The sequence below is a fragment of the Allobosea sp. ASV33 genome (genome assembly GCF_016428755.1).
Lineage (GTDB): Bacteria > Pseudomonadota > Alphaproteobacteria > Rhizobiales > Beijerinckiaceae > Allobosea.
Genome location: NZ_JAELTI010000235.1, coordinates 1 through 394, shown reverse-complemented (window position 1 = coordinate 394; position 394 = coordinate 1). Strand labels below are relative to the sequence as shown.

Annotated in this window: 1 protein-coding gene; it reads left to right on the top strand. The window is 71.8% G+C overall.

What is annotated here, in order from left to right; genetic code table 11:
* The coding region (locus tag JHD80_RS27300) for a DUF4880 domain-containing protein (protein WP_199093731.1) at window positions 1–394 on the top strand (394 nt) is incomplete at both ends.

Sequence of the window (394 nt, the reverse complement as noted above, 5' to 3'; positions counted from 1 at the left end):
CATCTGGAAGGCAACGACCGCCGCGCCTTGCATGAGGCCGCCGCCTGGCACGTGAAACTGCGCGGCGCCTCTGCCACAGCGGGCCTGCAACAGGACTGGCAGAAATGGCATGACGCCGATCCCGCCCACCAGCGCGCCTGGCTGCGCGTGCAATCCGTCACCGCGCAACTGTCGCATCTGCCCGCACCCCTGGCGCGCCAGGCGCCGGGCCGTCGCGCCTCACCCACCCGCCGCTCCGTGGTGCGCGGCTTGGCTCTGGGCCTGGGCAGCGGCGCCACGGCCTGGATGGCCTGGAAAGGCGCACCACTAGAAAGCTGGCAGGCAGGGCAGCGCACAGCCACGGGCGAGCGCCGGGATCTAAAGCTGCCCGACGGCTCCCTGGTGGCCCTGGATA